This window comes from Mucilaginibacter gotjawali (assembly GCF_002355435.1).
Classification (GTDB): Bacteria; Bacteroidota; Bacteroidia; order Sphingobacteriales; family Sphingobacteriaceae; genus Mucilaginibacter; species Mucilaginibacter gotjawali.
Genome location: NZ_AP017313.1, coordinates 2,502,065 through 2,528,948 on the forward strand (window position 1 = coordinate 2,502,065; position 26,884 = coordinate 2,528,948).

Annotated in this window: 25 protein-coding genes; 19 read left to right on the forward strand and 6 right to left on the reverse strand. The window is 42.8% G+C overall.

From position 1 onward, the window contains the following. Positions 1 to 80 precede the first annotated feature (80 nt). From MgSA37_RS11200 to MgSA37_RS11230, 6 genes are all read left to right on the forward strand, one after another. Positions 81 to 2,684 carry a M1 family metallopeptidase gene (locus MgSA37_RS11200; protein WP_172885315.1) on the forward strand — a complete coding sequence of 868 codons (2,604 nt, stop codon included), beginning with the start codon at positions 81 to 83 and terminating at the stop codon, positions 2,682 to 2,684. A 156-nt stretch (positions 2,685 to 2,840) separates the two neighbouring features. Continuing rightward, on the forward strand, positions 2,841 to 3,791 hold the full coding sequence (locus MgSA37_RS11205) for an energy transducer TonB (RefSeq protein WP_096351969.1): 951 nt from the start codon (positions 2,841 to 2,843) through the stop codon (positions 3,789 to 3,791). Positions 3,792 to 4,198: 407 nt separating this feature from the next. After that, positions 4,199 to 4,858 carry an energy transducer TonB gene (locus tag MgSA37_RS11215; protein WP_096351972.1) on the forward strand — a complete coding sequence of 220 codons (660 nt, stop codon included), beginning with the start codon at positions 4,199 to 4,201 and terminating at the stop codon, positions 4,856 to 4,858. Between the two features lie 73 nt (positions 4,859 to 4,931). Continuing rightward, positions 4,932 to 5,981, forward strand: coding sequence for an energy transducer TonB (locus tag MgSA37_RS11220; RefSeq protein WP_096351974.1), 1,050 nt, complete (start codon positions 4,932 to 4,934; stop codon positions 5,979 to 5,981). Positions 5,982 to 6,003: 22 nt separating this feature from the next. Then, positions 6,004 to 6,567 (forward strand): toxin-antitoxin system YwqK family antitoxin, encoded by a 564-nt coding sequence (locus MgSA37_RS11225; RefSeq protein WP_096351976.1) that lies wholly within the window; start codon positions 6,004 to 6,006, stop codon positions 6,565 to 6,567. Between the two features lie 112 nt (positions 6,568 to 6,679). Further along, positions 6,680 to 6,976, forward strand: a complete 297-nt coding sequence (locus MgSA37_RS11230; protein ID WP_096351977.1) for an energy transducer TonB — start codon at positions 6,680 to 6,682, stop codon at positions 6,974 to 6,976. 70 nt (positions 6,977 to 7,046) lie between these two features. Here the strand turns inward: MgSA37_RS11230 and mdh are convergent, their stop codons facing one another. Further along, on the reverse strand, positions 7,047 to 7,985 hold the full coding sequence (mdh, locus tag MgSA37_RS11235) for a malate dehydrogenase (RefSeq protein ID WP_096351978.1): 939 nt from the start codon (positions 7,983 to 7,985) through the stop codon (positions 7,047 to 7,049). Between the two features lie 471 nt (positions 7,986 to 8,456). Between mdh and MgSA37_RS11240 the strand changes: the two genes are divergently transcribed. Continuing rightward, a complete protein-coding gene (locus MgSA37_RS11240; RefSeq protein ID WP_096351980.1) occupies positions 8,457 to 9,467 on the forward strand; it encodes a glutamine synthetase beta-grasp domain-containing protein in 1,011 nt (336 codons plus the stop codon). Positions 9,468 to 9,663: 196 nt separating this feature from the next. Here the strand turns inward: MgSA37_RS11240 and MgSA37_RS11245 are convergent, their stop codons facing one another. Together MgSA37_RS11245 and MgSA37_RS11250 are read right to left on the reverse strand one after the other, a co-directional pair. Then, positions 9,664 to 11,982: a S8/S53 family peptidase gene (locus MgSA37_RS11245; protein ID WP_096351981.1), complete on the reverse strand. Its 2,319-nt coding sequence runs from the start codon at positions 11,980 to 11,982 to the stop codon at positions 9,664 to 9,666. Positions 11,983 to 12,264: 282 nt separating this feature from the next. Next, complete coding sequence (locus MgSA37_RS11250) at positions 12,265 to 12,660, reverse strand: gamma-glutamylcyclotransferase family protein (protein WP_096351983.1); 396 nt, start codon at positions 12,658 to 12,660, stop codon at positions 12,265 to 12,267. Positions 12,661 to 12,814: 154 nt separating this feature from the next. Between MgSA37_RS11250 and MgSA37_RS11255 the strand changes: the two genes are divergently transcribed. The 7 genes from MgSA37_RS11255 to MgSA37_RS11285 all read left to right on the forward strand — a co-directional run bounded on the left by MgSA37_RS11255 (position 12,815) and on the right by MgSA37_RS11285 (position 19,490). Continuing rightward, the gene (locus MgSA37_RS11255; protein ID WP_096351984.1) at positions 12,815 to 14,173 is read left to right on the forward strand and encodes a glutamine synthetase family protein; all 1,359 of its coding nucleotides are present in this window, start codon (positions 12,815 to 12,817) and stop codon (positions 14,171 to 14,173) included. A 5-nt stretch (positions 14,174 to 14,178) separates the two neighbouring features. Beyond that, positions 14,179 to 15,297: a hypothetical protein gene (locus tag MgSA37_RS11260; RefSeq protein WP_232010843.1), complete on the forward strand. Its 1,119-nt coding sequence runs from the start codon at positions 14,179 to 14,181 to the stop codon at positions 15,295 to 15,297. Between the two features lie 146 nt (positions 15,298 to 15,443). After that, the gene (locus MgSA37_RS11265; RefSeq protein WP_096351986.1) at positions 15,444 to 16,313 is read left to right on the forward strand and encodes a TIGR01459 family HAD-type hydrolase; all 870 of its coding nucleotides are present in this window, start codon (positions 15,444 to 15,446) and stop codon (positions 16,311 to 16,313) included. Between the two features lie 134 nt (positions 16,314 to 16,447). Beyond that, on the forward strand, positions 16,448 to 17,482 hold the full coding sequence (locus MgSA37_RS11270) for a glycoside hydrolase 5 family protein (RefSeq protein ID WP_197706122.1): 1,035 nt from the start codon (positions 16,448 to 16,450) through the stop codon (positions 17,480 to 17,482). Between the two features lie 19 nt (positions 17,483 to 17,501). Next, the gene (locus MgSA37_RS11275; RefSeq protein ID WP_096351989.1) at positions 17,502 to 18,677 is read left to right on the forward strand and encodes an aldose epimerase family protein; all 1,176 of its coding nucleotides are present in this window, start codon (positions 17,502 to 17,504) and stop codon (positions 18,675 to 18,677) included. A 59-nt stretch (positions 18,678 to 18,736) separates the two neighbouring features. Continuing rightward, positions 18,737 to 19,318 (forward strand): zeta toxin family protein, encoded by a 582-nt coding sequence (locus MgSA37_RS11280; protein WP_096351990.1) that lies wholly within the window; start codon positions 18,737 to 18,739, stop codon positions 19,316 to 19,318. Further along, positions 19,302 to 19,490 (forward strand): hypothetical protein, encoded by a 189-nt coding sequence (locus MgSA37_RS11285; RefSeq protein ID WP_096351992.1) that lies wholly within the window; start codon positions 19,302 to 19,304, stop codon positions 19,488 to 19,490. The genes MgSA37_RS11280 and MgSA37_RS11285 overlap by 17 nt, the downstream gene beginning before the upstream one ends. Before the next feature lie 2 nt (positions 19,491 to 19,492). Here MgSA37_RS11285 and MgSA37_RS11290 read toward each other — a convergent pair whose 3' ends face one another. Next, complete coding sequence (locus MgSA37_RS11290; protein WP_096351993.1) at positions 19,493 to 20,071, reverse strand: nucleotidyltransferase family protein; 579 nt, start codon at positions 20,069 to 20,071, stop codon at positions 19,493 to 19,495. 173 nt (positions 20,072 to 20,244) lie between these two features. On the opposite strand from MgSA37_RS11290, the gene moaA reads away from it, so the two are divergent. The 5 genes from moaA (at position 20,245) to MgSA37_RS11315 (ending at position 25,299) form a co-directional block, all read left to right on the forward strand. Next, positions 20,245 to 21,234, forward strand: a complete 990-nt coding sequence (gene moaA / locus MgSA37_RS11295; protein ID WP_096351995.1) for a GTP 3',8-cyclase MoaA — start codon at positions 20,245 to 20,247, stop codon at positions 21,232 to 21,234. Between the two features lie 18 nt (positions 21,235 to 21,252). Continuing rightward, on the forward strand, positions 21,253 to 22,446 hold the full coding sequence (locus MgSA37_RS11300; protein ID WP_096351996.1) for a molybdopterin molybdotransferase MoeA: 1,194 nt from the start codon (positions 21,253 to 21,255) through the stop codon (positions 22,444 to 22,446). 158 nt (positions 22,447 to 22,604) lie between these two features. Then, positions 22,605 to 23,075 carry a cyclic pyranopterin monophosphate synthase MoaC gene (moaC, locus tag MgSA37_RS11305; RefSeq protein ID WP_096351998.1) on the forward strand — a complete coding sequence of 157 codons (471 nt, stop codon included), beginning with the start codon at positions 22,605 to 22,607 and terminating at the stop codon, positions 23,073 to 23,075. Beyond that, positions 23,056 to 24,225 (forward strand): NTP transferase domain-containing protein, encoded by a 1,170-nt coding sequence (locus MgSA37_RS28795; protein WP_197706123.1) that lies wholly within the window; start codon positions 23,056 to 23,058, stop codon positions 24,223 to 24,225. The genes moaC and MgSA37_RS28795 overlap by 20 nt, the downstream gene beginning before the upstream one ends. Positions 24,226 to 24,237: 12 nt before the next feature. Beyond that, positions 24,238 to 25,299: a HesA/MoeB/ThiF family protein gene (locus MgSA37_RS11315; RefSeq protein WP_096351999.1), complete on the forward strand. Its 1,062-nt coding sequence runs from the start codon at positions 24,238 to 24,240 to the stop codon at positions 25,297 to 25,299. On the opposite strand, the gene MgSA37_RS11320 is transcribed toward MgSA37_RS11315, so the two are convergent. Further along, positions 25,300 to 25,914: a DUF998 domain-containing protein gene (locus MgSA37_RS11320; RefSeq protein WP_096352001.1), complete on the reverse strand. Its 615-nt coding sequence runs from the start codon at positions 25,912 to 25,914 to the stop codon at positions 25,300 to 25,302. A gap of 237 nt (positions 25,915 to 26,151) precedes the next feature. Then, a complete protein-coding gene (locus MgSA37_RS11325; RefSeq protein WP_096352002.1) occupies positions 26,152 to 26,571 on the reverse strand; it encodes a molybdenum cofactor biosynthesis protein MoaE in 420 nt (139 codons plus the stop codon). Between the last annotated feature and the right edge of the window lie 313 nt (positions 26,572 to 26,884).

A 26,884-nucleotide genomic window follows, 5' to 3' on the forward strand; every position in this document is an offset into this window, starting at 1 on the left:
AATCAACCAGCCCTAATAACTTATTCAAACACAATCAACAAAATCCCTATCTTGCCTTTAAATTATCAAAAAATCCAACTATGAAATTTTTTAAAGTAAGCCTGTCACTTTTTTTATGCGCAGGTATTTTTACAGCAAATGCGCAAACTGACCAGGCGCCAACTAAATATGATCAGCACAAAGTATTTTCCCCTTTGTTTTACCCGGGTAATGGCAACGAGTTTAGAGAAGCTTCGGGCACCCCTGGGCCCAAATACTGGCAAAACCGTGCAGATTACAAACTAAACGTCACCCTGGATACCGCCAAACACCAGGTGAGCGGCACGGCACGGATTACTTATACCAATAACAGCCCCGACCCGCTGGGTTTTTTATGGCTGCAGGTAGAGCAAAATATTTATCGTGAAGATTCGCGCGGAGAAGCTACCAGCCCCGTTGAAGGTGGCCGCTTTAATAACAAAGTGTTTACCGACGGCGACCAGATCAAAGGCGTTTATGTGATCAAAAATGGTAAAGCTGAAAAAGTAGATTATGTAATTACGGATACCCGTATGCAGATCAAGCTAAATGACACGCTGCGTGCCGGTGGCAGCAAAATCGACCTGAAAATTGATTATGCTTTTGATGTACCGGAATATGGTACCGACCGCATGGGCCGCAAGCTCTATAAAAATGGCTGGGTGTATGAAATTGCCCAGTGGTACCCGCGTATGGAAGTTTATGACGATGTTACCGGCTGGAATGTGATCCCTTATATGGGCGCATCGGAGTTTTACCTGGAGTATGGTAATTTTGACTATACCGTAACTGCACCCGCCAGTATGGTGGTGGTAGGTTCAGGTGAATTACTTAACCCTGCTGAAGTTTTAACGCCAAAAATGATTGGCCGCCTGGCTGTTGCAAAGGGCAGCGACAAAACGGTAATGATAAAGGATTCCGTTGATTTGGCCAGCAAAGATTCATATCCTGCAAAAGCGAGCCTTACCTGGCATTTTTTCTGTAAAAACTCCCGCGATGTTAGCTGGGCCGCTTCGAAAGCATTTTTATGGGATGCCGCCAGGATCAACCTGCCAAGCGGGAAAAAAGCGTTGGCGCAATCAGTTTACCCTATTGAAAGCAAAGGCGAAAAAGCCTGGAGCCGGTCTACCGAATATGTAAAAGGCGCTATTGAATTATATTCAACCGAATGGTACGAATATACTTACCCGGTGGCAACCAACGTTGGCGGCATCGTTGGCGGTATGGAATACCCCGGTATTGTTTTTTGTTCGTCTGAGAGCCAGACAGGCGGGTTGTGGGAAGTAACCAACCACGAATTTGGCCATAACTGGTTCCCGATGATTGTTGGGTCGAACGAACGCAAATATGCGTGGATGGATGAAGGTTTTAACACCTTTATTAATAAGGTTGATACTAAAGTGTTTAATAAAGGCGAATATTATGACCCGCAGGACGCGCAAAAATTAGCGCAGGCCATGTTTAGCCCTGACGCCGACCCGATAATGAGCACGCCTGACGTGATACAGCCTAACTACCTTGGTTTTGCCGCTTATGAAAAACCTGCAATGGGTTTAACCATTTTGCGTGAACAGATCTTAGGCGAAGAGCGTTTTGATTATGCATTCCGTACCTATATAAAACGCTGGGCATTTAAACATCCTACCCCATGGGACTTTTTCCACTCGATGGATAATGCCGCGGGCGAAGACCTGAGCTGGTTCTGGAACGAGTGGTTTTTGACTACATCGAAACTGGATCAGTCGTTAAAAGCGATTGATTATGTGGGCAATGATCCTTCAAAAGGGGCATTGATCACCATTGAAAATCTTGAAGGCATGGCATTGCCGGTAACCATTTTTGTACAGGAAGATAACGGCAAAACCGGGACAGTGAAACTGCCTGCAGAGATCTGGCAGCGCGGCGGCACCTGGACCTTTGCCTATAAATCAACTTCGAAAATAACTTATGCGACGATAGACCCGGATCATGTTTTACCGGATGTTAATCCTGATAACAATTCGCTGGCGGGAAGCCCGATGCCCAAAGGCATAACAGCGGCTGCGGTTGTTAAAACGTACATAGACGCTATCGGCGGCGAGGAAAGAATAAAAGATATTAAAGACCTCACAACAAATTCAGAAGGAGTGATCCAGGGATTTCATATCCTGAGGGTAAATAAATATAAAACCCCTGGCAAGTTTTTACAGGATGTAACTGTGCCTGCGTTCAATAACTTTAATGCGGCCCATATCGTTATCATGGGTGATAGCGTGTCGCTCCAGCTTAACGGCCGTAAATCGCCATTGAGCAGCAAGTCTGAAAAAGGCGCTGTTATGGCACGGTATAAACTTTTCCCCGAACTGGATTTTAACAAACCGGGCTATACCTTGCAGCTGGATTCAGCTATAAAAGTTATTAACGGGCAGTTAGCTTATCTTATAACAGTTACCAACCCCGATGGCATCAGGGTTAAATATTATTACGACCAGAAAACTGGATTAAAAGTAAAACAGTTTACTGACGTGGTGAACAGCACCCGGATGGAATTTAAAGATTACCGCAACATTAATACCGGTGTTAAAATACCATTTGATGAAACCAGCAGCATTAACGGCGAGCCGATTGATTATAAACTATCAAGCGCTACTGCGAATACTGGTTTAGGAGATGATATATTTAAGTAGGCTTATGGTTCATGGATCATAGTTCATGAAAAGCATAATAAAAAACAGCCCGGCGCAAATGTGCCGGGTTGTTTGTTTTCCAGGCTATATGTTTTTTATACTTGGTTAATAATTTATAAAAGACGATAGTTATCTTCACCGGATAATTTATAATCCATGTTAAAACCTGCCTTTGCCGCATTTTTGTTCCTGTTTTTGTTTAATACAACTTTTGCACAAAAAAGGGACACGCTTATGTATGCCCTGAAATATCCAAATCAATTGGTTTCTACTAAAGACAGCGCCGATTTTTTCAGAATGTTGCTGCCTCCGGACACGACGGTCGATAAGAACCTGTATGTTGTACAGGAGTTTTATAAAAATGGAAAGCTCAAGTTAATAGGTGGGTCGTATACCAATGCAATGAATATGGTTTACCATAGGGGCATTATTTCTTATTTTCAAAACGGGCACAAAAAAATGATTGAAAACTATGAAGACGGAGAAAAATCCGGGTCGGAGGTGGCGTATTACCCAAACGGAAAAGTATATACTATTGAAATTTACACACCGGGTAAGGCGCCTATTTTGCAGCAATGCAATGATTCTACGGGTAAGGTGTTAACTGAAAATGGGAATGGAAAATGGATAGATTATTTCGATGATGAATTTAAAAAGAATTATGTTGAGGGCATGGTAAAGAATGGCCAAAAAGATGGCCGCTGGAATGGTGTGGTTAGGGATTCAGTGCCCTTTGTGTTTGTTTATAAGTTTAACAATGTGATTTCTTCGACTATGCCGACCAAAACAGGCGTTACTCACGTTGAAGTCGACGGACAATTTCCAGGTGGCCCGCAATCTTTTCACAGATTTATTAATCATTTCAAGCAATATCCTGAAGGCGCTAAAGAAGCTGGTATTAAAGGTGCTGTTAAAATTGGTTTTATTGTTGAAGGTGACGGCAGTCTCAGCAATTTCAGAGTGTTAGAAAGTTTGGGATATGGATGTGACGAAGAAGCCATAAGGGTTATAAAATCATCGCCCAAATGGAGACCGTATCAGTATGATGGAATGTTTTTGCGACACAATTATGTCGTATCGGTTGATTTTGGGCCAGAGGGTAACTAATCATTTTGGTATTTCTTCGACTCATTAACGTTAAACAAAAAAGTATATTTACCTTAACGCAAATTTTAAAAGTTCATGTTAAAACCGTTCCTTATTATAATAGTATATTTGCTTTTATTTAACACGGTAGTTGCACAAAAAAAAGACACAGCCGTATACTTTATAAAAAAATCCGGGTATCTTCAAAAAAATGCCCCCGGTGCTGATTTTATAATTATGATATCACCCCCTGATACCAGCGTTAATAAAAACCTGTATATGGTTAACACGTATTATCCAAGTGGGAAGATCAGGTACATCAGCAGTGCCACATCAAAAAAATTACAGCCGATCGATCCGAAATCACCCGGTTATGTGAAGCCTTTATTGCAGGGTCAATTTATTTCTTTTTTCAAAACGGGCATAAAATGCAGATCGCAAACTATGAAAACGGGGATTTGAGTGGCGATGAAACCGACTATTACCCCAATGGAAAGGTCTATTGTACAAAAACGCATATCAGCGATAAAAAAACAATATTTAATTCATGCCTGGATTCTACCGGGAAGGTTTTAGTTGAAAATGGCAATGGGAAATGGTTAAGTTTTGAAGATGAAAATTTTAAAAACTATTTTACAGGCGATGTTATTAATGGTTTGCCGGAGGGCGACTGGCAAGGCAAACGTAATGATACAATAAATACATTTGAGAAGTTTCAAAATGGCAAACTAAAATGTGCCGGAAGTATTGAAAGTTCGGGTCGCAGGGTATATTATAAAGTTGATGTCAATCCTGAATATCCTGGCGGCCTGGAGGGATTTTATAGGTTTTTGGGGACAACTATTCGATACCCTCCTGATGCACGTGATATGAATATCCAGGGCACCGTAGTTATAACCTTTATCGTTGATGAAAACGGTGTACTGGGTGGTCTTTTTGTCGCAAAAAGCCTTAGCCCGGATATAGATCAGGAGGCAATACGGGTTATATCACTTTCGCCAAAATGGAAGCCAGGAGTGTATGAGGGTAAGGCCGTGCCAGTTATGTATAGTGTCCCCATTGGCTTTACACTATCGAAAGAAAGATAAAACGAACTCAATTTCTAAACGCGCAGGTGTTTTTTATTAAATCAAGCACCCAAATGTTAAACGGTTTGTTTAAATGGCGTTTATTTTTGTTCATTTTAAACGGGAAGAGTATCTTAACCAAAATTTAAACTCCATGCTAAAACCTGCCTTTGTTGCACTGATTTGCTTTTTCCTTATAGATGCTGCATTAGCGCAAAAACGGGATACCACGGTTTATTATCTAAAGGCTGATGGCCGTCCTACTTCTATTGTTGATAGTGCCGATGTCATTATTACCTTTTTGTCTCCCGATACAAGTATCAACAAGGACCTGTTCATCGTTCAGGCCTATTATCCAAACGGAAAGATCAAGTATATCGCTAATTCCGAAACCAATAAACTAAAGCCGATTGATTCTGCAATACCCTATTATTTTAAGCCGAATCTTCAGGGGCAATATATCGCGTACTTCCAAAATGGGCATAAGAAACAAATAGCAACCTTTGAAAATGGTGAACAGGTGGGGGATGAAATATCCTATTATCCCAATGGAAAGTTCTTTTGTATGAAGCGTTGCATGAAAAATAACTATTTGTTAAAGAGTTGTGCAGATTCAACAGGCGCCGTTTTATCCGGGGATGGCAAGGGGAAATGGATTGATTTTAGCGATGATAGTTTCATGCATTACATGGCCGGAGATATTAAAGATGGATTTCGTGAAGGAAAATGGTTGGGTGTAAATAGTGACCTGGTGAAAGTGTTTTGCAATTATGTTGATAACAGGATAACGTCGTCGGGATATTACGATGAATCCGGGGCCGAAATATACAACCATGCTGAAGTCGCCCCTGAATTTCCCGGCGGCCAGCCTCAGTTGTTTGCGTATTTAGGAGGTATTATATTAAAGGCAGAACAGGCGCAGGGGTATCATGTGCGTGGCCGGGTTATTGTCAATTTTATCGTGGACGAATTAGGCAAACTCAATCATATTGCGGTTAAAGGGAAATTCGGCAGCGAAATTAGCGATGAATTAGCCACCCGGATACAGCGCTCGCCGAAATGGAAACCCGGAGCAATGAACGGCAAGCCCGTAAAGGTAAATTTCACTGTTGACTTTACTTTTAACGGCACCATGATTAACTGATAACAGAGGTAATATTTAAAGAATGATTAAAAAAATAGGACTTGTTGTACTATGTGTTTGCTTATGGTTCGTGGCTTCGGCGCAAAAACCAGATACCACAGTTTATTACCTTACAAACGATGGTCGTTTTGTGCCAGCGTTAAGTGACGCAGATTTTTTACTGCTGGTTTTGCCGCCAGATACTAATGTTGACAAGCATTTATTTGTTTTGCAGGAATATTATAAAAACGGAAAGCTGCGGATGATGGGCTATTCAAAAACAAAAACAATGGACCTGATGCCTGAAGGTTCACAAATAAGTTATTTCCCCAATGGACACCGGATGGTTATTAGCAATTATACAAACGGCGAACCCGTTGGCGATGTATTAGAGTACTACCCCAATGGAAAAATATATAACATAAAGAGTTATAAAAAGAGCGAGCGGCCTTTTTTGAAACAATGCTTTGATTCAACAGGAGTGATGCTGGCAGATTCAGGGAACGGGAAATGGATGAAATTTTCAAGCGAGGGATTTGGTAAAAACTATGTGGAAGGCCCGGTTAATAATGGAATAGACAGGCGAGTGGCGCGGGACAGAGAGTGATTCTTTATCAGTTGTTGAACAGTTCAAGGATGGAGTTATTGTTTCGTTAAAAACCTTCGATCGTTTTGGCAAAGAAATAATTTCACCTAAGATTTTTACTGTTGTTGAACAAATGCCTGAATTCCCGGGAGGGGCTGGCAATTTTGGTTTGTTTTTAAGTCGAAATATTCGTTACCCCATCTCCGCAAGGGATGGAAATTCGCAGGGTAAGGTAATCGTTGGATTTGTTATCGAAGTGGATGGTTCGTTATCAGATTTGAGGATTATTCAAGGAGCCGGAACAGATTTAAATGAGGAAGCTTTGCGGGTAATGAAATTAAGTCCCAAATGGCTTCCGGGCATGCAAAGCGGCCGTCCTGTCAGAGTTGCTTATAGTGTGCCGATAAATTTTACTTTAAGCAGAGAATAAGACTTCATGCAGAACGAAAAAGGCTTAACCAAAACGGTTAAGCCCTTATAATGTCAGCCTAATTCAAGCCTTAAATCACATTCGTGTCATAAAGCACCTGGTTCATATTCCGAACCGCTCCTGCGCTCTTATCAAATTCAGCCTGTTCAGCATCGCTTAGTTTGTATTCAACGATCCTTTCGAAGCCATTTTTGCCGAGGATAACCGGAACAACCAGCGAAATATCGCTTTGTCCGTATTCGCCGTCAAGGGCAACACCGCACGAAAGCAGTTTTTTCTGGTCGCGTACAATGGCCTCTACCATAAAAGCTGTACCTGCGCCTGGTGCGTACCATGCAGAGGTGCCGATCAGTTTGGTTAAGGTAGCGCCGCCAACCATTGTTGCTGCAACTATTTTATCTTGTTGTTCTTTGCTTAATAACTGCGTAACCGGTACACTGTTCCAGGTAGCGTGGTTGATCAACGGGATCATGGTGGTATCACCGTGACCGCCGATAACTACCGCGTTAAGGTCGGCAGGTGAGCAGCCTAATTCCTGGCTCAGGTAATATTTAAACCTTGCTGAATCCAGCGCACCGCCCATGCCTAAAATACGGTTTTTTGGCAGGCCCGAAGTTTTCAGGGTAAGGTAGTTCATGGTATCCATAGGGTTGGATACTACGATAATAATAGTGTTTGGCGAATACTTAAGGATATTTTCAGTAACGCTTTTTACAATGCCGGCATTGGTGCCGATCAGTTCTTCGCGTGTCATGCCGGGTTTACGCGGCAGGCCTGATGTAATTACCACTACTTCTGAGTCGGCTGTGGCAGCATAATCATTGGTAACACCTTTAATTTTGGTATCAAACTCCAACAGGGCAGCAGTCTGCATCATGTCGATCGCTTTACCTTCGGCAAAACCCTCGCGGATATCTAATAAGATCAATTCTTCGGCCAATTCTTTCCTGGCGATATTATCCGCACAGGTAGCGCCAACAGCCCCGGCGCCAACAACAGTTATCTTCATTTCAATTTATGGTTTGCAGATGGAAAATTAAACAGGCCCGAAGATAGAAATTTATATTTTTTTATATGTAAAAAATATGCAATAAGTGAGGGCGATCCTGGCTTTACGACCTGCGATTTCGGATTTGACAGCGAATTGAGCATCGCAAGTAAAAGTTTATGGCTGTTGTTTTTTATTGCAAACAGTTTTGGCGAAACAGGGATTGGAAATATTGTTTTTTTGAAATGATGTTAAATGAATTGTTCAGCTTTTCTTTTTTGGATTATTTTTTAAACATTAGTTATCATTATAATGTGTTATTTGCAATTTAATAGCCAATATTGTATCATAAACCAACGGAATTAAAAAAAATCATAAAATTTTCAACAAAATGTAATGAAATTTATAAAAATAATTTAAATTCGCCTCAATATTTTAAGATAACGGTTAAAAAAACAAAGATTAAACCAAAAATTATAAAATCATTAAACAATGGCAACTAAACTCGAGTACATTTGGCTTGATGGCTACAAACCCACACAAAGCCTGCGCAGCAAAACAAAAATAGTAAGTGATTTCGGCGGAACACTGGAAGAATGCCCTGATTGGAGCTTCGACGGTTCATCAACCGAGCAGGCACCAGGTGGTTCATCAGATTGCGTGTTGAGGCCTGTTTTTATTTGTAAAGATCCGGGAAGACTTGATGCTTACCTTGTAATGTGCGAAGTGCTTGATTCAACCGGCGTTGCTCATGAGTCAAATGGCCGTGCTACTATCCAGGATGACGATAACGATTTTTGGTTTGGATTTGAGCAGGAATATTTCCTTTGGGATCCTGAAACCAACAAGCCGCTTGGTTTCCCTGCCGGCGGTTACCCCGCGCCGCAAGGCCCTTACTACTGTTCGGTTGGCGCTAATAACGCATACGGCCGTGAAATCGTTGAAGAGCATCTGGACCTTTGCCTTGAAGCTGGCTTAAACGTTGAAGGTATCAACGCTGAAGTTGCTGCCGGACAATGGGAATTCCAGATCTTTGCTAAAGGCGCTAAAGAAGCGGGCGACCAGATTTGGGTTGCACGTTACCTGTTGGAAAGAGTTGGCGAAGCACATGGTGTTTCAATTAACTGGCATTGCAAACCATTAGGTCAGTTAGACTGGAATGGTTCAGGCATGCACGCTAACTTCTCAAACACTACTTTAAGAACTTGCGGCAGCAAAGACATTTACGACAAAATTTGCGAAGCTTTCCGTCCGGCGGTTGCTGAATGTATCGCTGTATATGGTGCTGATAATGATCAGCGTTTAACCGGTAAGCACGAAACTGCTTCCATCCATGATTATAGCTATGGCGTTTCTGACCGCGGTGCTTCTATCCGTATTCCTTTGTACACCGTACAAAAAGGCTGGAAAGGCTACCTGGAAGATCGTCGCCCTAACTCAGCTGCCGATCCGTACAAAGTTGCTGCGGTTATCATCAAAACTGTAAAGTCAGCTAAACTTTAAATTCCTAACTAAACTAATATGATTATGATTTCCCCCGGATGCAAATCCGGGGGTTTTTTGTTTGCAGGAAGAGATTTTATCAGCGACAATAAAATGGTGAAATCCTTTCACAAACACAAAAACCCCGGCAGCTTGCCAGGGTTTTGCGCTTTTAATAAGCATACTTTAATTCAGCTTTTATTGTTATGAGCCGGCATCAGTGTTTAATAATTATCTGTTGTTCAATAACCTCTGAGCCCTGTTTTACATGCAGGTAATACGTTCCATTACTAACATCGGCAGTATTTAATACAATATTTTTGCCTCCGCCCGTATTTTGGCCAGTTTTAATTATGGCTCCTTTAGCATTGTACAATTCAACCGAAAAAGCTGGCGTCGCCTGGATGTTGGCGATTGTGCCATCGGCCAAAGTTGCCATGGCTGGCGTATTGTTTTGAATAGTAAGCTGGTTAGATGCCGGGTTAGGGTAGGCCACTATGGCCGCGGGCGCCTTTCCACAGGGGCTATAAATAGTTACACCATCCGTGTGCGAGGTTTCGCCGCATTGGTCAGTGTAGGTTACAGCGATTCCGCCGCCGCCCGTTACCGAAACATAGGTACTTTGCGAGTAGGGGCTTTGGATGTTTATAACACCGTTTGGCGTGCCGTTAACCGTCCAATGCCAGTTGGTTGCCCCAGCCATGTTGGGTGTGGCAGATACGTACCAGGTTTGGTAATAGTTGCTGCAGGGGCCGCTCATCGTAGCCGAAATGGCGGTGCAGGCCGGATAGGTAGTGACAGCATAATTGGCTGTTAACGTGCCGGCATTACCGCCGGTAATTGTTGCAGTTACTGTAGCCCATCCCTGGCTTACTTTTGATATCGTAATGCTGCTGCCCGAAGTTGGAACGTTAACAACTCCGGTAGGGGAAACGGTCCATGCAACCGTAGCGCCGGTTGGTACAGGCGATACGGTCAATACAGATGTGTTACAAAACGCACTCACCCCGCTGATAACCGGCATCGAGGCTTGAATTGCAGCATAAGCATTTAACCTGCCCGATCCGAAATCTACGGTGCTCCCCATGGAGTAAGCGCTGTTGATAATATCGGTTCTAACCTGGGTTTCGGTTAAATTGGGGTTTATTTTTAACATTAAAGCCGCTACGCCGGCAGCCTGGGGACAAGCTGCAGAGGTGCCTCCGAAATTTGTCATGTAATTGGTTGTATTGAAACCATTGGCCCCCATCCTGTCAATGGTGTATACATCGCCGGTTAAATTAATATTTCCGCTCGGCGCTACCAAAGACGGGGAGTTAGGGCTGTAATTCCAGCGATTGCCGCTTTTATCAATTGCGCCAACGGCTATAACGCCACTTACGCTTGCGGGGTAGGCAACAGGAACGTTATTGGGTATATAATTTCCTGCAGCAAAAACGACTACCGAGCCTTTACCACCTCTGCCGCTTGTGCGTGCACTTGTAATAGCGCTGGTTATAACGTCTGCCGGAGCGCCACCGCCCCATGAACAGCTCAATACGTCGGCATTTCCCTGGGTTGCGGTCCATGCCCAATTGATACCGCTTGCAATATTACTTGATGTTTCGCCACCCACAAATATGTTAACAGGGATGATCAGAGCGGTTGGACAAATCCCCGCTATACCAATTGCATTGTCTTTTGTCGCGGCGATAATCCCGGCGCAAGCTTCACCGTGCCCGGCAGTTGAAGAGGCCGGCGCACCCAGGGACCCGGTTCCGGCTGCAATTAAAGGGGTGTATCCTGCCTGTACACGTGTACCTAAATCTTCGTGTGCCTCAACGCCATCATCAATTACGGCTACCCTGATTGTAGTATTCCCTGTAGGGATAGCCCAGGCGGGTTCAACATTAATATCTACGCCTGATGTTCCGCCTGTTTGCCCTGTATTTTTAAGGTAATATTGATTTGCATAATTAGGGTCGTTGGTTGATTGTTCCAGCTTTTCAATAAAATCAGGATGCGCCCATTCAACGAGGCCGCTTTCATACAATTTATTGGCCAGTGCAAAAACCTTTTTTAAATGAACCGGTGTAATATAGGTGACACCATATTGATCTGTGAAGTGTTTTTCCACTTCGCCTTTTCCGAAAAAGGTAATGATATTTTCCCTGGTTATTCCCGGTTTAAGCCGGCAAAGGATCACACCATTTGGTACAAACGGCACTTTTCCATAATTATAGGCGTATATTAATTCGTCAACTTTTATATTGTTTTTTAAAAACGAAGCGGACACATCGGTCAGGCTCATCTTTTTTGGGTACTTTACAAATAAGCGAACTGAATCAAAGTGATGCGCCGGGATAGCGGCGCCCGGTATTGTCTTAATAAAATTTATCGCTTTTACTTTGTCGTTGGCTACCGTGGTTTTAAGAACCACCGTGGACGAATCAACTGTCAGCAGGTTTTTTTTATTGGATGACCAATAATAATCATTTTGGCAATAAGCCTTAAAGCCAAATAATAAGATTAAAAGGAGAACAGAGATTTTACGCATGATGAATTTAGGTTAAAGGTTAAACAAAATTTAGGTTAATAGTTTGGTAAGATTCAGGTGTTATTACCGGGGTATCGTTTTATAAAGGTAAAAAAATATTGAAAATAAAAATATAATATTTGTTTTTTTTGGTTTGATAGTTGTTAACCATTAGGAATTTATTTATTTCAACGTAATTATTGGTTAACCTTGGATGGCTTTATTGTTTTCCAGCATAAGTTTATGCTTAATCAAAAAGAAATACCGGGATTAAAGCCGGCGCTTTTAACTTATTTTAGAAATTCAGAATGTATATCGTCCCGATATTATTTGTTTGAGTTCATTAATGGGTAGGTTGAAAAGATAACTCCAGCATTTGATGGTCGTTTTGGCAGTTTCTACCTCAATCAACTCCCTTACAAATAAATTAGGCTGCTGTTCATTTTCTCCAAATCCCTCGTATTCGTCCAGTATGTCAAGGGTCTCCTCTGGGGCATTCAATATAAAAATATCGCCATAAACAAACCACGCTTCATTTGGTTGGTAAATAGCGCCCGGATATTCGCCAAGATCATAGAGTTTGCCTTTAAATCTCCCCTTGCTATGGAAGACGCAGTTGTTTGAAAGATGGCGACCATATTTATTTTCGGTATCCAGCAATGTGCCGTAAACAAATAAAAAAGAGATGTTACCTTTCATTTAAATAAAATATTCTCAACAAATATAAAAGTTGCCCGTTTAAAAACTGGATAAGGCGCCAGGGGGCGGCCCGTTTTTAAGGTTGAATTTTTTATTATTTGATGCAATACATTTATCTTGCTTAAATTGCCGCCGGTTATTACGATAAAATACCATGAACGAAGACCAGATTATAGCCTATCTTAAAGAAAACGACATTCAAAAAATAAAATTCGCTTTTGCTGATATTGATGGCGTTTTGCGCGGTAAGGTGATCCATCATAAAAAGTTTATCGACGGCCTGCAACAGGGCTACGGTTTTTGTGATGTGGTTTTTGGCTGGGACAGCAGCGATACCTGTTATGATAATGTGCAGCTTACCGGCTGGCACACGGGTTACCCTGACAGGCCCTGCCGGATTGATTTGGATACCTTCAGAACGATCCCCTGGAATGAGGATATTCCATTTTTTCTGGGCGATTTTAAACAGGAAAACGGTGAAGATCTTCCGGCCTGCAGCCGCAGTTTGTTAAAAAAAATTGCTAAACAATGTGATGAAATGGGCCTTCACCCGGAGTTTGCGCAGGAATTTGAGTGGTTTAATTTTCGCGAAACGCCACAAAGCGTACAGGATAAAGGTTTTGCAGCTATGGAAACCCTTACCCCGGGGATGTTCGGCTATTCTATTTTACGGACGTCGATGGAGGATGATTTTTATAACGACCTGTTTAACCTGCTGATGGAATTCAACGTTCCGCTGGAAGGGCTGCATACAGAAACGGGGCCTGGCGTTTATGAAGCTGCCCTGATGCACGATCATGTACTTGCCGCGGCTGACAAAGCGGTATTGTTTAAAACCGCAACAAAGGAAATTGCCTACAAACACGGCATCATGGCCACGTTTATGGCAAAATGGAATGAAAACCTGCCGGGATGCAGCGGACATATTCATCAAAGTCTTTGGGATAAGGATCAAAATAAAAATCTTTTTTACAGTGCTGATGGTGAGCATAATATGAGCGAATTACACAGGCAGTATCTTGCCGGTCAGCTGTATTGCCTGCCTTATATCTTGCCCATGTACGCCCCAACTATAAATAGTTATAAACGCCTGGTTGAAGGCGCCTGGGCGCCAACCACGGTTTCATGGGGTGTAGATAACCGTACCACCGCACTGAGGGTTTTGCACCCATCTGAAGGATATACCCGGCTGGAGACACGCATCCCCGGCGCTGATACCAATCCATACCTGGCGATGGCGGCGGCATTGGCATCGGGCTTATATGGCATTAAACATCAACTCGAATTAAAAATACCTGCAACAAAAGGAAACGGCTATAAGGACAAAAGCAACGGCAGCCTTTCATCAAACCTTTTTGATGCCACAACTTTAATGAAGGATTCGGCATTACCAAAAGAACTCTTCGGCGAAGCGTTTGTTGAACATTTTACCCAAACCCGTTTTTGGGAATGCCGGCAATATGCCAAAAGCGTTACCGATTGGGAGTTGAAACGGTATTTTGAAATTATTTGATTATTGTGAACAAACTTATCGCTATAGAACCAGAAAATCCGATAAATCCACAGTTCCCTGTACGGGCCTCAAAGGTTCATACAAAAGTGGATTATAATTCAATCATCAAAAAAGCCTGGGAAGGTTATGATGATTCAAAAACGATAAAAGAAATTGTGGATATCAGCGCCATGGTGTCTACCAATCATGTTTTCCGCATTACATTTACGGATGACGATATTGTAATAGCCAAATTAAGCTATTTCGGGCATTACGAGCATTTTAAGGAAGATCACCGGATCATTCACAGTTTATCCAATAACCTGCTTTATCCCTTTGAAAACCTGCTGGCCAAATCGTTGCTAAAAAATAACCGGGTTTATATTTACCGGTACAAACAAGGTAAAACCGATGCCTGGGTGGTTTTTTATAACCCGACACGTATATTGGACCGCTTGCCGCGCAGGCTGGAAAATCATCACATCATAAAATTGGGACAGCAGGTAGGTAAGTTTCATAAGGCTTGCTCAAGAGTGAAAAATGTATTGCCAAAATCGTCCAAAACTTTAAGGACGGACATTGCGGCCCTGCAATACCAGCTGGAGGTAAACGAAAAAAATTTTGGCTCGGCCATGCAGGTTGATTTCCTGAAATACCATTGCGACCTGTTCTTCAAAAACCGGTCGAATTATAACATGAAATCGTTTGAGATCATTCCGGTTTTTATCGACTGGAATATCGGCAACTTCTCCGTAACCCCAAATCTTGAATTGTATTCCCGCTGGGATTATGACTGGTTCAGGATGAGTTACCGCGTGCTGGATTTTTATTTTTTCAGCAGGGTGGTGTCAGACGCAGGCGACCGTACAGTGTTCAGCTATTATATCAATACCATGAACGAGGACAGGTTTATCCTGTTTTTAAAAGAATACCATAAAGTTAACCCGCTTACTGCCGGTGAGATCAGGTTCTTAAAAGAGGCTTATCGTTTTTTTATATTAAATTACGTGATAAAAGACGGTAAGTATTTTTTTAATGAACAGTACGCCACAAAATTACAGTCCGAAGCTTTTGAAATATACCTGCCATCAGTAGACAGGGATTTTGATGCCGAACGAATAATTGAGGAATTAGGCTTGGGGTAGTGGTTAATTGAGTTGATCGGGTTAAGTGGTTGATTGAGTTAAGTATTCGAATCACCCTGATGTAATAACCTTTCAACAATTCTAAATTGTGTTAACTTAATCAACCTGATCAACTCAATCCAACTTAATCAACTAATAACTAACGCATGCACCGCATTGAAAACTTTAAGTCGATAATTGATAAATACGATATCATCTTTTTTGATGCTTTCGGGGTGATCAAAACCTACCAGGGGCTGGTGCCCGGCATCGAAAAGACGTTTGAATATCTTGAAGCTAAGGGCAAAGAATACTATATTGTAACGAATGATGCTTCGCGCAGTCCGGCACAACTGGCGGAAAGCTATCATCGTAACGGCCTTACCGCAATAACTCCGGAAAGGATCGTGTCATCAGGAATGCTCACTAAAGAATACTTAGACCTGAAAGTGCTCGACGGAATTGTCGCCTACCTTGGCACTGTAGATTCTGCACATTACATCGAATCGACAGGTTTGCACACTTTACCTGTAAGCGAAATCAATAACACCAACATCGATAAAGTGAATGCACTTATATTTCTGGATGATGAGGGTTTCCACTGGCAAACCGAACTCAACAAAGCAGTGAATATTCTCCGCAGAAGGACGATCCCTGTCATCGTTGCCAATACAGACCGTGCCTATCCACTATCGATAAACGAAGTTTCCATCGCAATAGGCGGTATTGCGTCTATGATAGAAAGCGTTGTTGGTAAGCAGTTTATCCGTTTCGGGAAGCCGGATTCGCAGATGTTTATGTTCGCTTATGACCTGATCCGCGAATACCGGCAGATCAGTAAAAAACAAATCGTGATGGTAGGGGATACCCTGCAAACGGATATTTTGGGCGGTAACAAATTTGGTTTAGACACCGTTTTGGTATTAACAGGTAATACCCTGGCTAAGGATGTGGATGCACGGATCACCTCAACGGGCATCATGCCCACCTATATTTGTGAAAATGCTGTGGTGAATTTGGGTGGCCTTGGGTTTTAAATAAATTATATTCAATTTTAAATTAATGTAATAGTTACATTTATTTTTCACACTTTTGAAATAACCAATTCATCGTTATTATAAACTGCCTGTTCATGCGATTGAAAAATTTAATACCTCTTTGCTTGTTATTTTTGACGATTTCCGTCATTTCGAACGCTCAAACTACAAACGGATCGGGGCTGACTGTTTGGTCGCCCGAAAAAGCCAACGCATGGTATGCGCGGCATAAATGGATCAATGGCGCTAATTTTACACCAAGTACTGCCATTAATCAACTGGAAATGTGGCAGGCAGATACCTTTGATCCGCAAACCATAGACAAGGAACTCGGCTACGCCGAAAATATTGGTTTTAACGCCATGCGGGTATTTTTACACAGCTTAGCCTGGAAAGAGGACCCCAAAGGATTTAAGCAGCGGGTTAACAAATATTTGACCATTGCCGATAAACATCACATCCAAACTATTTTTGTGTTTTTTGATGATTGCTGGAATGCGAACGCCAAACCCGGCAAACAACCTGAACCAAAACCCGGCATCCATAATTCAGGCTGGATGCAGGACCCGGGCAGGCCATTGGTTAAACCTGCCGACTATCTTGCATTAAAAGCTTATGTGGATGATATTTTAATCACTTTTAAACATGATAACCGCGTTTTATTGTGGGACCTTTACAATGAGCCGGGCAACAGCAATAAAAACTTTAAATCGGCGGTGTTGCTGACCAAAGTATTTGCCTGGGCACATGCGGTTAACCCGGATCAACCGGTAAGTTCAGGAATGTGGGACTGGAGTTTAGAAGACCTCAATAAAATTCAGTTTAAAAGTTCAGATGTGATCACTTATCACTGCTATGACAGTCCTGAAAGTCACCAACGGGTAATACAACTCTTAAAAATCAGCAACCGCCCAGTAATTTGCACCGAGTACATGGCCCGTTTACGGAACAGCACTTTTGAAAACACGATGCCCATATTGAAAAAGGAAAATGTTGGCGCCATAAACTGGGGCTTGGTGAGTGGTAAAACGAATACCATTTACGCCTGGGATACCCCAATGCCGGATGGATCGGAACCCAAAATATGGTTTCACGATGTTTTCAGAAGAGACGGGACGCCATTTAATCAAAAGGAGACAGACCTGATCAAACAACTTAACGGAAAATAATATTTTAACCTTAAAACCAATGAAAATGATATTTAAAAGCCATTTGTTACTCTTTTTACCTGTTTGTATTTTATCTTTGGCAGCTTGTAATCAACCGGCAAAACAATCTTCTACATCAACCATGACGGACAGCACAACCCAGGCAACCTTACCCGCAGCAAAAGGATTTGAACAAACAATAGACGGCAAACAAGCACATTATTATATTCTGAAAAATAAAAACGGTGTTCAGGCTTCGTTTACAAACTACGGCGCCCACCTGGTGGGGCTGCTTGTGCCTGATAAAGCAGGAAAGTTAACCGATGTGGTGGTTGGCTTTGATAGTATAGCAGGGTATAAAACATCCTTGTCTGCTTATTATGGTGCAACTATCGGCCGTTACGGTAACCGGATAGCCAAAGGGCATTTTGTGCTGGATGGCCGCCGGTACGATCTTTTTATCAACAATAAACCCAATACCCTGCATGGTGGCCAAAAAGGCTTTAACGATGTGGTATGGGATACCAAACAGGTTAGCGACACAGCCATTACCTTTAGCTATCTATCAAAAGATGGCGAAGAAGGTTATCCCGGTAACCTGGATTGTAAGGTTACTTTTGAGCTGACCAAAGACAATGCGATTAAAATCAGCTACGAAGCCACTACGGATAAAAATACCATCGTTAATTTAACCAACCATTCCTATTTTAACCTGAATGGGGCAGGCAGCGGTACAATTCTGGATCATATCGTACAGATGGATGCTTCCAATTACACACCAATTGACGCCACATCTATCCCGACAGGAAAAATTGAACCGGTTGCAGGTACACCTTTTGATTTTACCAAACCGGCAACCATCGGCAGCCGGATCAATGATAATAACGAACAGTTAAAAAACGGAACCGGGTACGATCATAATTTTGTTTTAGATAAACATGACCTGACTACCCCCATCGCTACAGCAACAGGTGATAAAAGCGGGATTGAGATGCAGGTATTTACTACCGAACCGGGTTTGCAGTTTTACAGCGGCAACTTTATGAAAGGCGGTAACACCATGCACGGCGGCGCGAAGGATGAACTCCGTACAGCTTTTGCCATGGAAACACAACATTATCCTGATTCTCCAAACAAACCGCAGTTCCCTTCAACAGAACTGAAGCCCGGAGAAACTTATAAAACGGTTACGATTTATAAGTTTTCGGCGAAATAATCTTGTTTAACCCTCTTCAAAATGGAGAGGGTTTTTTATATTACAGCTTAAGATAAAGTATGCCTCACTTATATATCATAGCAGGATGTAACGGCGCGGGCAAAACAACGGCAAGCTATACCATTTTACCCGAAATATTGGATTGCAGTGAATTTGTTAACGCCGATAATATCGCCGCAGGTATTTCGCCTTTTAATCCTGAGGGTGTGGCTATTGAGGCAGGAAGGATCATGCTGAAGCGGATTGACGAACTGTTAAATGAAGGGGTTGATTTTGCTTTTGAAACGACGCTTGCCACCAGAAGCTATGCCCCGTTCGTTAAAAAAGCACAGCGGCTGGGTTATGAAGTTACGTTAGTTTACTTTTGGCTCGATTCACCTCAAACAGCATATAACAGAGTTGCACAACGGGTAAGTGAAGGTGGGCATGATATACCCATAGATGTAATTAGGCGAAGGTATTATAGGGGAATTAAGAACTTGATTGAATTATATATTCCAATTTGCGATAAGTGGCTGGTGATGAATAATGTCGGCGTGCCGACTGAAGTTATTGCCAAGAACCACGAATTGGGAGTATCAATAATTAATAACGATATTTGGCAAACAATTTTAGAACAAAGCAATGATAGCTCAAACTAAAAATTCCGATTGGGACGAATTGTCTTTGAAAATAGTAACAGGTGTGAATAAAGCCCTACGTAAGATGGCTGAAAAATCGGCTGCAAATGATGGGAATCTGGTGATCAGCGATGGAAAAGGCAACGTTCAATCTGTTCCTGCTAAAGATGTTCTAAAAAATCTGCCTAAATAAACTCATTCCCGGTTTAGCTGCTCAAAATCTTCTATCGTATCAATATCCACACTTCCCAGCGGGAATAAAATTTTTATCACCTTATCAGGATACTTGCGGATTACCTTTTTTGCTCCTTCGGCGCCCTTCAGCAATAACAGTTCATTGAAATAAACGGCGTCGAATAACACGGGAGGTCCTGTAGTATTATTGTAACTACACGCCGTTATGCCTTGTTCTTCGTTAGCCATTATCAGGTGGTTAAGCAGGTAGGTATCGGTAAATGGCTGGTCGCAAAGCATCAGGATAACCGATTGGATATTTGGTTCGATTTTTAACAGACCTGATATTCCTGTGCGAATGGCGGAAGACATGCCTTCATCCCATTCAGGGTTATGAATAATGTTTATATCATAATTTTTTATGGTAGGTTCAATCACTGCAGCATTCCCGCCTAAAATAACCATAACAGGTTCGCAAACGGACGCGATGGCAGTTTCGATAGCCCGCTGCAACAGGGTTTTGCCTTTAAAAATAAGGTTTTGTTTTGGCTTTCCCAACCGGCTGGATGAACCTGCGGCGAGTATGATAATACCTGTCATTTAATTTTATCGGAAAGAATGATGATGTTTGGCAAAGATAAGATTGTAAAAAGAATGATAATGTGATAAAAAGTACAATTAAAAAACAATCTGCTAAATGTTAATATTTATTTTTACATAATAAATAAGCTTCGCCGGTAAATTCCGGTGGTTTGGATTAAAAGGGGGAATATTTGATAACGGATAATCACGGAAGAAAAGTAAACTATTTGCGGCTTGCCGTAACCGACAGGTGCAACTTGCGCTGTTTTTATTGTATGCCTGAGGAAGGATTGAACTGGCTGTCGCGCAGCGAACTCATGACTTACGAGGAAATGCTCCAAATATGTACTTTACTGGTTAAAATGGGTATCGAAAAGATCCGGATTACCGGTGGCGAACCTTTTGTACGTAAAGATATCATGAAGTTTTTGACTTCACTTTCAAAGTTAAAAGGGTTAAATGAACTTACTATAACAACTAACGGTGTATTAACCGCACCATATGTGCCCGAATTAAAAAAACTGGGTGTAAAGTCGGTTAACCTGAGCCTGGATACCCTTGATGCCGGCCGTTTTTTTGCCATTACCGGCAGGGATGAGTTTGCAAACGTGATGCAAACCATGGAGGAGTTGCTGAAATACGGTATTGAAGTAAAGTTGAATACCGTTGTAATGGAAGGTAAAAACATACAGGATATAATCCCGCTGGTTGAATTGACGAAAGAGTTGCCGGTAAGCGTCCGTTTTATTGAGGAAATGCCGTTTAACGGAGACGGGCATATTTACACTGGTTTAAAATGGAATTATGTGAGGATATTGGAAGAAATAAGCGGGGGCTTCCCGGGAATCAAAAAAGTGCCTGATCCTTTATATTCAACATCTTATAATTATCAAATTCCCGGTCACAAAGGCAATGCCGGCATTATTGCTGCTTACTCGCGCACTTTTTGCGGCACCTGCAACCGGGTTAGGATAACGCCTGTAGGCGAGTTGAAAACCTGTTTATATGATGACGGGCTTTTAAACATTAAGGACCTAATAAGGCAGCAAGCCGGCGAAAATGAAATAAAAGAAACCCTTTTTAATGTTTTTAATTCACGGGCAAAGGATGGTTGGGAAGCGGAACGGCTAAGGGTGGTGCATAAAGGGGTCCACGAATCTATGGCAACCATAGGGGGTTAATAATTTAATTACTGTTATATGATTACGGTAGAAGAAGCTGCAAAAATAGTTCTGGAACAGGCAACAGGTTACGGTGTTGAAATAGTTCCGTTTGAGCAATCCTTAGGCCGGGTTTTGGCCGAAGATATTAAGGCCGACCGGGATCTGCCGCCCTATAACCGGGTAACCATGGATGGTATTGCGATTAGTTTTGAGGCCATTGAAAACGGCATAAGTACTTTCCGGATTAAAGCTACCCAGGCTGCGGGCGATGAACCTGTGGATATTGAAGACCATGCCGAATGTGTTGAAATAATGACAGGTGCCATGCTGCCGGTGTCTACCGACACCGTGGTCAGGTATGAAGATCTTGAATTAAGAGCAGGCCTGGCCACCCTGGTTACCAATGGTATCCGTAAAGGGCAGAATATTCATTACAAAGGAAAAGATAAAAAGCAGGACGACCTTGTTGCCCAAACCGGCGCCATAGTTACGCCGGCCATCATCAGTTTAATAGCTTCAGTAGGTGAGAGCGAACTGAGGGTGAAGAAATTGCCGCGAGTAGTAATTCTTTCATCCGGTAACGAACTTGTTGACGTCGACCAGTCGCCGGGGCCGTTCCAGATCAGGAGATCAAATAACTATACCGTCCGGGCTGTGTTAAAGCAACATGGATTAGACGCGCAATTGCTGCACCTGCCGGATGACGAGGAGATCATAAAAAAACAATTAGCCATTTGCCTTGAAAATTATGATGTAATTATCCTGAGTGGCGGAGTGTCCATGGGGAAATTTGATCATATTCCCCGTGCTTTGGAAGCATTGAAAGTAAAACAACTTTTTCATAATGTAAAGCAGCGGCCCGGCAAGCCTTTTTGGTTTGGCAAGCACGAAAACGGTCAGTTGGTATTCGCATTCCCGGGAAATCCTGTCGCAACTTTTATGTGCCTGCACCGGTATTTTTTACCCTGGCTGCATAAGTCAGTCGGCGCTAAAGAAAAGCCGCAATTGCATGCCGTACTAAGCAACCGCGTGAGCTTTCACTTTCCCCTCAAGTATTTTTTACAGGTAAAACTGCATTATAATGAATATTGCCAGTTAATGGCCACGCCTGTAGAGGGGAACGGCTCCGGTGATTTTGCTAACCTGGCGGATACAGATGCATTTATGGAACTTCCGCTGGAAAAGAATGAGTTTAAAAGAGGGGAAGTGTTTAGTGTGTGGCCCTTCTGATTGTCTGAACTCGAATTTTATGAATTTTTAGAATTAATGGAATTTCAAGGGTCTGATAAAGATCAATCACACAATTCAGTAAATTCAATTAATTCGTGTAATTCGAGTTCTAACAATAAGCGGTGGAATAAAAAAAATCAGTAAAATCCAAAAAATAAATGCTCAGTCATATCGATACAAACGGTAATCCTACGATGGTAGACGTAACGGCCAAACAGGTTTCGCACCGAACCGCAACGGCGCGGAGCATAGTTTCTTTGCCGGATGAGGTGTTGGTACATTTAACCAACGGCGATCTTCAAACCAAAAAAGGTTCAGTATTTCAAACCGCGATCATCGCTGGGATAATGGCGGCAAAAAAAACCGGCGATTTGATCCCGCTTTGCCATCCGCTGGGTTTGGATAACTGTAATATCAGTATTAATGTAAATGAGGTTAATGAGGTAGTGATAGATTGCACTGCAAGTATTACCGCCAAAACCGGGGTTGAAATGGAAGCCCTGGTAGGCGCATCCATTGCAGCATTAACAGTTTATGATATGTGTAAGGCAATGAGCCATGATATCGTTATAAAAGAAACAAAACTGCTTGCGAAAACAGGAGGTAAACGTGATTTCAGAAGAGCATAACAAGGAGGGTAAAAAACACCAGAAACATGCGAAACTGGTAAGGCCGGCTTTTGGCAACTATGGCCGTAATGAATGGGCCATTGTTGGCGGGCCATGCACCACCATTAAGTTTTTGGCCGACCAGGTGATCAGCGCACTATCTCCTGATTACAAATGCGCCTATATTGATACTACCCACAACGACGATGTTACCCTAATGCCTGCTAAACTGGCAAATGGCGCCTTTTTTGAATACAACGACCAGGTTAACTATACCCAGCTCAATTATAATGGGCCATTTAACTCATTTAAGTTGCGGGAAACCTTTGCCGCGGCTGATTTGGTGCTGGCCAACGGTAACCATAACCCGGCGAAGGCACAGGTGGTGATCATTTATGAAAATAAAAAGGCCTCGCTTCAAAAAAGGGTTGAGCAGTTGAGTAATGTACAAATGATCCTGCTGGCAGATAACGCCGCAGAGCTATTTGATTTTATAAAAGAGGCAGTGCCTTATTGGAATGAATTGCCGGTTTACCGTTTGGATGAAACAGAAAAGATCGTTGATTTTTTTAGAAAACAACTGCATAAAGCAAAGCCAAAACTAAACGGACTGGTACTGGCCGGCGGTAAAAGCGAACGGATGGGATTTGATAAGGGATCGGTTAACTGGCATGGCAAGGAGCAGCGCTACCATATGGCAGATTTACTGAACCCTTTTTGCGAAGAGGTGTTTATATCCTGCCGCCCTGATCAGCAATTTGGCATTGTACCCCCATACTTAAGCCTGCCGGATACCTTTTTGGACCTTGGGCCATATGGTGCGATATTGTCTGCTTTCCGGGAAAGACCTGACGAAGCCTGGCTGGTGGTTGCGTGCGACCTGCCTTTATTGACGGAGAAATCATTAGGGCATTTGGTGGAAAACCGCAATGTTGCTACCAATGCCACGGCTTACCAGAGTAGTTTTAATGATTTTCCGGAACCATTGATCACCATTTGGGAGCCCAAAAGCTACCCCGTATTGCTGTCGTTCCTGGCGCAGGGGTATTCGTGTCCGCGTAAAGTTTTAATCAATAGTGATATCACCCTGTTAAATGCACCGGACCCGGAAGAGTTGACAAATGTAAATACCCCGGAAGAACTGGAAAAAGCAAAGCTTGCTTTGCAATAAATTGAGTGCGTTATGGAATTAGAATTTTTACGTTACAGTTGCCAGATAGCCCTGCCGGGCTTTTCTGAAGCTACACAGCTACGTTTACAGCATGCAAGGGTGCTGGTAGTTGGCGCCGGTGGATTGGGCTGCCCTGCGGCGCAGTACCTCGCCGCATCGGGTATCGGCACTTTAGGGATTGCTGATTTTGACGTGGTTTCAGTAAGTAACCTGCACCGGCAAATCTTGTTCGCGCCGGCTGATGCCGGCAAAAAGAAAGCGCCTTTAGCATGCGAACGTTTGCAGGCCCAAAACCCGGGAATTACTGTAATTGCACATGATATGCGGGTGACATCGCAAAATGTGATGGAACTGGTGAGCCAATATGACGTTATTGTTGACGGTACCGATAATTTTGACACGCGTTATTTATTGAATGACGCAGGCGTTTTGGCCGGTAAGCCCGTTGTGTACGGTGCTATTTACCAGTTTGAAGGGCAGGTTGCCGTTTGGAATATAAAAAACCAGAAAGGTACCCGGAGCCCTAATTACCGCGACCTTTTCCCCGAAGTGGATTCAACCCAAATACCCAATTGTGCCGAGGGAGGGGTAATACCAACGCTCGCCGGTATTATCGGTTGTATGCAGGCAAACGAGGTGATCAAATATATCACCGAAACAGGCGAACTGCTTGCCGGTAAAGTATTGATATTTGACGCGCAAACTATGCAGAGCCGCATCATTAAAATAGGGGAAGTTACCCATACCGCTATAAACAGGTTGAAAGAAACTATTTTTATTCCGACAGTATCGGTTGATGAACTAAAAAGTCAGATCGCCGCAAAATCAGTCAGGTTGGTGGATGTACGCACTGAACGGGAGCGTGACGAGTTTGATATTGGCGGAGAACATATTCCGCTGGACGAATTAGATGGTTATATAGATGGGGGGGATGAGACGGTGAATACCGTGTTTTATTGCGGTACCGGGAAAAGGAGCGGGGAGGCGGTAAAAGACATTATGAAAAAATACCCTGGCGCCCGTGTTTTTTCGCTGGATGGCGGGCTAAAGGCCTGGATAGAACAATGGGACTAATCAAACAGCCGCAGCCAACCGGCGGCCGCCCATCAATTTTGTGCTCAATACGAACAGCCATAAATTATACGGCAAAAATATAAATCGCTCAAACAGGCCGGGCCAATGGTGATAGGTAACGGCCAGCATGAACAGCGCCTTCAGCGCCATCGTCATACACGCGGCTACCAGCGAATAAACGATCCATCCCTTCCAGCTATTGGTTTTGTAAAACTGCCATGCAAACAGAAACAAAACGGCCAGTACCGAAATAAATACCATGATATTGCAAATTTGATGAAGTGGTTCATGTATAAATATCGCCAGGCCAATTAAACCGGTGCCCATAAGCAATTGAAATAAAACGATGTACCGCGCATTGGCGCTTTTAATGAGTTCTTTTGAGAGCCCGATGGTAAACAGCACGACCAAGACACCATACAGCAAAAAATTAACCTGTTGAAACCATCCGTTTTTTACCAGCTCCAGGCTGCTGATGGTATTGCGGAGCGCATCGAAGCCCTGGGTTAAAAATCCAAATACGGTATAAATCAATATAAATAAAATGCCCGAAAAGCCGCAGCAAAGCAACGCGACCTGTGTTAATGATTTTTTAAATGGCAGACCTTGGCTCATGTCGGTTTATATTCAGGTTTTGGCGATTTAAATATAAACATAAGATGGCTGAGAACGGAAAAAGTTACAGATAAGTCCGGAAGTCCGTAAAGTCCGGAAGTCCGAAAGAAGCTGTGCCTGATGTTTCGTAAAAAATACCTAAGCTATGTAGACGTTCATGGTTCATATGTCATGGCAGGAAGGTGGTGGCTTGTACCGGTCTTCCCAATCTCTAATCTCCAATTAACCAATCTCTAACTACGGATGCGCGGCTACCCAAACTTCGCCGTCTTCAAAAATCTCTTTTTTCCAGATCGGGACGGTTTGCTTAAGGGTATCGATGATATAGCGGCAGGCATCAAAGGCTGCGGCGCGGTGTGCGGCAGATACGGCAATAATGACCGGTACTTCGCCAACTTCAAGCACTCCGGTGCGGTGGTGGATAAGGGCTTTCTGTATGGGCCATTGCGCCGCGGCCTGTTTAATGATCTTTTCCATTTCGGCGATAGCCATAGGTTCATAAGCTTCAAACTCCAGCCGGATCACCCGCTTGCCTTTGGTGGCATTTCGTACGGTACCAATAAACACATCTATCCCGCCGCTCTCCGGCGACATTATCCAGTCGATACATGACTGGATGTTTAGTGGGGTGGGGGATATTTGGATTTGGGTGGACAATGAAAATGTTTTTTAATGACTACTGGCCAAATATAAAGTTTTAGTACAAGGCGCGCATGATGTTTATTGAAAATTAAACTGGAAGTTATGAGCCTCACAACAAAGTATAATTTTTTAATTAAATCATATTAAATTAAAAATCAAAAATATATGCCGATTATATCCATAAACACTTTATCATGTAAACTTTTAACCAACTTTACCATGTACTACAAAGTGCATTAATCAAATCATTCAAACAAAAGGAAAAAAGCTGGAAAAAAGAACCCGCTACTCTTAAGCCCCGCTGTATGTGTCGTCACCTACAGCTAGC

Coding starts and splice junctions, on each gene's coding strand:
- MgSA37_RS11200 (WP_172885315.1), top strand. CDS start 81: ATGAAATTTTTTAAAGTAAGCCTGTCACTTTTTTTATGCGCAGGTATT.
- MgSA37_RS11205 (WP_096351969.1), top strand. CDS start 2,841: ATGTTAAAACCTGCCTTTGCCGCATTTTTGTTCCTGTTTTTGTTTAAT.
- MgSA37_RS11215 (WP_096351972.1), top strand. CDS start 4,199: ATGCAGATCGCAAACTATGAAAACGGGGATTTGAGTGGCGATGAAACC.
- MgSA37_RS11220 (WP_096351974.1), top strand. CDS start 4,932: ATGGCGTTTATTTTTGTTCATTTTAAACGGGAAGAGTATCTTAACCAA.
- MgSA37_RS11225 (WP_096351976.1), top strand. CDS start 6,004: ATGATTAAAAAAATAGGACTTGTTGTACTATGTGTTTGCTTATGGTTC.
- MgSA37_RS11230 (WP_096351977.1), top strand. CDS start 6,680: ATGCCTGAATTCCCGGGAGGGGCTGGCAATTTTGGTTTGTTTTTAAGT.
- mdh (WP_096351978.1), bottom strand. CDS start 7,985: ATGAAGATAACTGTTGTTGGCGCCGGGGCTGTTGGCGCTACCTGTGCG.
- MgSA37_RS11240 (WP_096351980.1), top strand. CDS start 8,457: ATGGCAACTAAACTCGAGTACATTTGGCTTGATGGCTACAAACCCACA.
- MgSA37_RS11245 (WP_096351981.1), bottom strand. CDS start 11,982: ATGCGTAAAATCTCTGTTCTCCTTTTAATCTTATTATTTGGCTTTAAG.
- MgSA37_RS11250 (WP_096351983.1), bottom strand. CDS start 12,660: ATGAAAGGTAACATCTCTTTTTTATTTGTTTACGGCACATTGCTGGAT.
- MgSA37_RS11255 (WP_096351984.1), top strand. CDS start 12,815: ATGAACGAAGACCAGATTATAGCCTATCTTAAAGAAAACGACATTCAA.
- MgSA37_RS11265 (WP_096351986.1), top strand. CDS start 15,444: ATGCACCGCATTGAAAACTTTAAGTCGATAATTGATAAATACGATATC.
- MgSA37_RS11275 (WP_096351989.1), top strand. CDS start 17,502: ATGAAAATGATATTTAAAAGCCATTTGTTACTCTTTTTACCTGTTTGT.
- MgSA37_RS11280 (WP_096351990.1), top strand. CDS start 18,737: ATGCCTCACTTATATATCATAGCAGGATGTAACGGCGCGGGCAAAACA.
- MgSA37_RS11285 (WP_096351992.1), top strand. CDS start 19,302: ATGATAGCTCAAACTAAAAATTCCGATTGGGACGAATTGTCTTTGAAA.
- MgSA37_RS11290 (WP_096351993.1), bottom strand. CDS start 20,071: ATGACAGGTATTATCATACTCGCCGCAGGTTCATCCAGCCGGTTGGGA.
- MgSA37_RS11300 (WP_096351996.1), top strand. CDS start 21,253: ATGATTACGGTAGAAGAAGCTGCAAAAATAGTTCTGGAACAGGCAACA.
- moaC (WP_096351998.1), top strand. CDS start 22,605: ATGCTCAGTCATATCGATACAAACGGTAATCCTACGATGGTAGACGTA.
- MgSA37_RS11315 (WP_096351999.1), top strand. CDS start 24,238: ATGGAATTAGAATTTTTACGTTACAGTTGCCAGATAGCCCTGCCGGGC.
- MgSA37_RS11320 (WP_096352001.1), bottom strand. CDS start 25,914: ATGAGCCAAGGTCTGCCATTTAAAAAATCATTAACACAGGTCGCGTTG.